General features: G+C 58.8%; 4 protein-coding genes. All 4 read left to right on the top strand.

Annotated features, from left to right (window positions below; translation table 11 throughout):
- Nucleotides 1-1,676, top strand: a 1,676-nt coding sequence (locus WA354_RS19495; protein ID WP_472814688.1) for a YjhG/YagF family D-xylonate dehydratase, incomplete at its 5' end; no start/stop codon positions are given.
- Between the two features lie 34 nt (nucleotides 1,677-1,710).
- Nucleotides 1,711-3,027, top strand: a complete 1,317-nt coding sequence (locus WA354_RS19490; protein WP_472814687.1) for an enolase C-terminal domain-like protein — start codon at nucleotides 1,711-1,713, stop codon at nucleotides 3,025-3,027.
- A 53-nt stretch (nucleotides 3,028-3,080) separates the two neighbouring features.
- Nucleotides 3,081-4,082: a nucleoside hydrolase gene (locus WA354_RS19485; protein ID WP_472814686.1), complete on the top strand. Its 1,002-nt coding sequence runs from the start codon at nucleotides 3,081-3,083 to the stop codon at nucleotides 4,080-4,082.
- A gap of 188 nt (nucleotides 4,083-4,270) precedes the next feature.
- Nucleotides 4,271-4,852 (top strand): hypothetical protein, encoded by a 582-nt coding sequence (locus tag WA354_RS19480; protein WP_472814685.1) that lies wholly within the window; start codon nucleotides 4,271-4,273, stop codon nucleotides 4,850-4,852.
- The last annotated feature ends 419 nt before the right edge of the window (nucleotides 4,853-5,271 follow it).

Here is a 5,271-nt window from a genome sequence, read left to right as displayed (position 1 = left end):
GCCTGCTGGTTGCCGAGGCCGCGCGCGAGTTGAAAGCGCTCCATGGGGTGCCGTTTGCAGGGGCTTGCACCGATCCCTGCGATGGGCGCACGCAGGGTACGACAGGCATGATGGACTCCCTGCCTTTTCGCAACGACGCAGCAATGGTCCTGCGACGACTGATGCGCTCCTTGCCTACGAGTAAAGGCGTACTCGGCGTGGCGACCTGCGACAAGGGACTGCCGGCAATGATGATGGCTCTGGCGTCGGCCGGTTCGCTTCCCGCAGTGCTGGTACCCGGTGGAGTGACGCTGCTGCCAGAAGCAGGCGAAGACGCAGGCAAGGTGCAGACCATCGGGGCGCGATTTTCGCAGCAACAGATCACGCTCGAATACGCCGCAGAAGTGGGATGCCGCACATGCGCATCGCCCGGCGGCGGCTGTCAGTTTTTAGGTACCGCCGCGACCGCTCAAGTTGTCGGCGAAGCACTGGGATTATCTTTGCCGCATACGGCTTTGGCGCCTTCCGGTCAGCCCATCTGGCTCGACGCGGCAAAACGTTCCGCACGCGCAATCATTCGGTTGCACGAACATAGGCTCGGCGTCCGCGATGTGCTCACAGCCGCAGCGGTACGCAACGCGATGGTGCTGCATGCGGCCTTTGGCGGGTCTACAAATCTCCTGCTGCATCTGCCTGCCATAGCCTTTTCGGCCGGCTTGCAACGGCCAACGCGCTCGGACTGGGAGCAGGTGAATCGCCAAGTACCTCGGCTCGTGGACGCGCTGCCCAATGGTCCGCGAGGATTTGCGACCGTGCAGGTGTTTCTCGCCGGCGGCGTGCCCGAGGTAATGCTCGAACTGCGCGCGGCAGGGCTTTTGGACTGCAGCGTACGCACTGTCAGCGGGGATACGCTCGATTCCAGCCTCGACTGGTGGCGCGACAGCGAGCGCCGGCACACTCTGCGGCGAAGATTAAATGAACTGGATGGCGTCGATTCTGAGGACGTGATCATGACGCCGGACCGGGCGCGTGCCCACGGCCTCACACCAACAATCTGCTTTCCCATCGGAAATCTTGCGCCTGAAGGAGCAGTCATCAAGAGCACGGCAATTGACCCTTCCCTGATCGGCCAAGACAATACATATCGCCATCGCGGCCCTGCTCGTGTATTTACGACAGAAGCAGCCGCAATTGCCGCGATCAAAGCCGGCCAGATCGGGCACGGCGACGTAGTTGTGCTGATCTGCGGCGGACCAAAAGGCGCAGGAATGCAGGAGACATACCAGGTGACATCGGCACTCAAGCAACTGCCGCACTGCAAGCATGTGGCCGTGCTGACTGATGCGCGTTTCAGCGGCGTTTCAACCGGCGCGTGCATCGGGCATATTTCGCCCGAGGCGCTTGCAGGTGGTCCAATCGGCAAGGTCGAAGATGGCGATCAGCTCGAGATCACGATCGACCGGAAAAAGCTCACGGGATCGGTAAACCTGGTCGGCAACCAATCTGGTGTGTTCAGCGCAGAGGAGGGTGCGCGCTCTCTGGCGGCCAGAAAGCCGCGACCGGACCTGCAGCCTCATCCGGACCTTCCGGATGACACGCGCCTCTGGGCCGCTTTGGTCGATGCGAGTGGCGGCGTATGGGGAGGATGCGTCTACGATACGGATAAGATTGTAGCTGCACTCCAGAAGGGCAACTAAAGAGTTGCGTTTTGAGGGTCGGGAGATGCCTGATATGGGAATCAATCGCCGCAACTTTCTCAGTGGATTGACGGCTGTAAGTGCCTTCGCCGGGTCGTCTATGGCGACGGGCGTTGCTGCTGGCGCTGTTCGCTGCCCTGACCCTCCAGATGGACTGGCGGCGCTGAAGATCGATGCGGTTGAGCTGTTGGAACTGCATGGCCATTACACCGAAGAGGCTGGTGTCGACCATCAGCCGCAAGTCAATCCTCTGGATGTGTATGACGCGCTCAGGCCCGCTCCATATAAGGACAAGCCAGATGGAACGCGCGAAGTGCAGTACGAGGCGATCTACATCCGCATCCGCACATCGGCTGGGTTGGAAGGACTGTACGGACCGATTGAGCGCGAGCCGGCAACTATCGTTCTCGAAGATTTGCAGCACTTCCTGATCGGAAAAGACGCGCTGGCCGGTGAGATTGTGTGGGACCAGATGTACCGGTCAAATCGCCAATCGAGAGCTGGCATATTCATGATGGCCATAAGCGCTGTGGACAATGCGCTGTGGGACCTGCGCGGCAAATTCTATGGAGTGCCTGTCTGGCGGCTTCTCGGCGGACCTTCGCGCGACAGAGTTGAGATGTATGCCAGCGCGCTGGGCTTCTCGCTGGAACTTGATGCTGTTCGCAAGCGTGCGATCGAACTGAAGAATCAGGGGTTTCGCTATCAGAAGTGGTTCATGGGGTATGGTCCAGGCTCGGGGCCGGAAGGCATGCGGAAAAACGTTGAACTTGTAAAGACGCTCCGCGAAACGCTGGGCGAGGACTACGAGATCATGTTCGACGCTTACAGCGGATGGGACCAGGATTACGCGCTCGAATGGGCGCACCAGGTCGAGCAATATCGTCCATATTGGATGGAAGAGGTCACACATCCTGAGAAGATCGACAGCTTCGCGGCTATAAGGCGGGGCACAACGATTCCCCTGGCATCTGGCGAGCACTTTTACGGACGTTGGGAGGTCGAACGTTATCTGCAGGCCGGCACGCTGTCCGTGGTGCAGGCTGATCCTGAATGGTGCGGCGGTGTCAGCGAACTGGTGAAGATAGGCACTGTGGCTTCGCTGCACGATGTCCGCGTGATCCCGCATGGGCACAGCCTGCACGCGGCGGTGCACGTGATTCTCAGCCAGTCGCCAATGACATTTCCGCTGGGCGAGTACCTGGTGACGAAGATGCGACACTATCAGCACTTCGAGAAGAATCCGATGACGGTCGAGCAGGCGCACATTGCGCAGCCGACAGGGCCGGGGTTCGATATTCAGCTCGACGCAGCGAAGATCGATTCGCAGCGCCTGCTGACAGTGGAGTAGTGTGCGAATTCGTGATTGAGTTGCGTTTCAGGCGTACGGGAAGGGTAGACCAAGTGAATCGTGTGAAGAGATCGAGCGTATCGCTGTTCGCTGCGATTGCAATTGCCATGATGGTGATCGCTCATTTGAGCGCGGTGCACGTTGCTGCTGCACAGACCCTGGCTCAAACCCCTGCATCTGCGCAACTGGTCATAATCGACACCGATATCGGCGACGACATCGATGACGCGTTTGCGCTGGCACTGGCATTGAAGAGTCCCGAGCTGAAGATCCTTGGGGTAACCACGACATTCGGCAATACAGAACAGCGGGCGCGGTTGCTGGACCGGTATTTAGCCGCGGTCGGACGGAGTGACATTCCCGTCTTTGCCGGCCCGGCAACCAAGACCGACAACCCGATGACGCAGGCAGCTTACGCACGGCGCGATCCTGACAGGAAGTTCGGCGATGGAGCAGAGTTCATCCTCAAGGAGGCGCGAGAGCATCCCGGTCAAATCACGCTCATCGGCATCGGGCCGCTCTTCACGATTCAGTCGGCGATCGCGCACGATCCGGCCACATTCAAAAAGCTGAAGCGGGTGGTGATCATGGGCGGGAGCATTGAACGCGGCTATGGCACAGACGCGCAGGGCAAGCCGAATCCACCGCAGCCGGAGTGGAACATCCTGTGCGATCCCGCCGGTGCAAAGGCCCTGCTCGCTTCGGGAGTGCCCGTCTTCATGATGCCGCTGGATTCGACGCAGGTGCCTCTCGATGCAAAAGACCGGGAGGCGATCTTCGCGCACGGTTCTCCGCTGACGGACCAGTTGACGCTGCTCTATCACCAGTGGATGGCCGGCACTCCGTCGCACAGCCCCACCCCGACGCTCTTTGACCCGGTCGCGGTGACCTATACATTTCGGCCGGATTTGTGTCCGGCAAAGCCCATGCATATCAATGTTGATGGCAAGGGCCTGACCAGCGTTGGACCGGGGGCGCCCAATGCGCAGGTGTGTCTCCAGTCAAACGAGAAGGGCTTTCTGGATCTCCTGATGCAGCGGTTGGCCGCGCAATAAACCGGCAGGCGGGAAGACCTCTTTTTGCATTTGAAACCGGCTGAATTCACGCGAATTTAGGTGAAATCCACTGTTATGTGCCCGATATCACATGCAACTCCATTGACAGCGCGCGAAAGTAAGAGAAAAATGGCGGGTCGTTGGGAATTTGACCCTGCCGGTGCTTGTAGGGAGAGAGTGTGAGAAAAATGTTGAATTGGAAGACCTTAGGTGTGGTGTTTCTGGGAATTTCGGGATTGATTGTGGCGGGTTGCAAGTCCGCCCCGGACCTGACACCAACCCAGGCGTTGACGCTCGTACAGGCAAAGTACGACCAGATGGCTCCGGTCGGCACGAACATCCTGGTAAATGATCCGGGAATGCTGAGCGGTGCCACGGCGAAACTTTGGGAGAGAACGAAGGTCTATCCCAACAAAATCTGGGCAGATTTCAAGCTGACGCCAGAGGGAAAAAAGGCGGTCACACTACCCGGTGGCGGTGAAGTGATCGAATGGCGTCCGGCAAACCTGGATGACAAAGACTACACGATCATGGTGACAACCGTAGCTGCCAACCACCTGAGGGCGCACGACATGGGCGATCTCCAGGACGAGATGATGGGAGGATCCGGCACATCCAAAATGGGGAACTACACCGAGGGAGTGAACCTGACCGGCGTTCCACAGGTGCTGCAGGATATCGCGCACAACCCCGGAAATAGGCTGAGCACGAAGAAAGAGGCCGATTTTTCACTCGAGAATGGTGCCTGGGTATTGAAAAACATCCGGTAGTGAATCAAATTGCACGTGGGATGGGCTTGAATTCGTTGACCCCATCCCAGTTTCTTGTTATCTTTAAAAGGTTCCGCAAGAACGCGCCTCTCCGTGTGTGCTAACGGTTGGTGCGTAACGGGAGATCCCGGCAGACAGATTTTGGCCAGGGTCAGTTACCCGAGGCCGTAGTTTAGTGAAGGCGGCCAGGTCCCCGAATCGCTCTTCTCTTGCGAAGGGCAGGGACGCATCGCTCACCCGGGTGAAGGAAAGACGGGGAGGCGATATATCGCATCGGTGCTCGCGCGTTTCTCCACCTTGGGGGGCTATGCGAGCCGGAACCGGCGAAACGGAGTTGGCTTTTCCCGTTAAAAGCGGAAAAACGACCGGCCACCGTCTCGGTTCTCGTCTGGAAGTGGAACGAAGGCAGACGCGAAGCA

The organism is Occallatibacter sp., assembly GCF_049802275.1.
Classification (GTDB): domain Bacteria; phylum Acidobacteriota; class Terriglobia; order Terriglobales; family Acidobacteriaceae; genus Telmatobacter.
The sequence above is the reverse complement of the archived record's forward strand: the minus strand, read 5'-3'. Positions and strand labels throughout refer to the sequence as shown.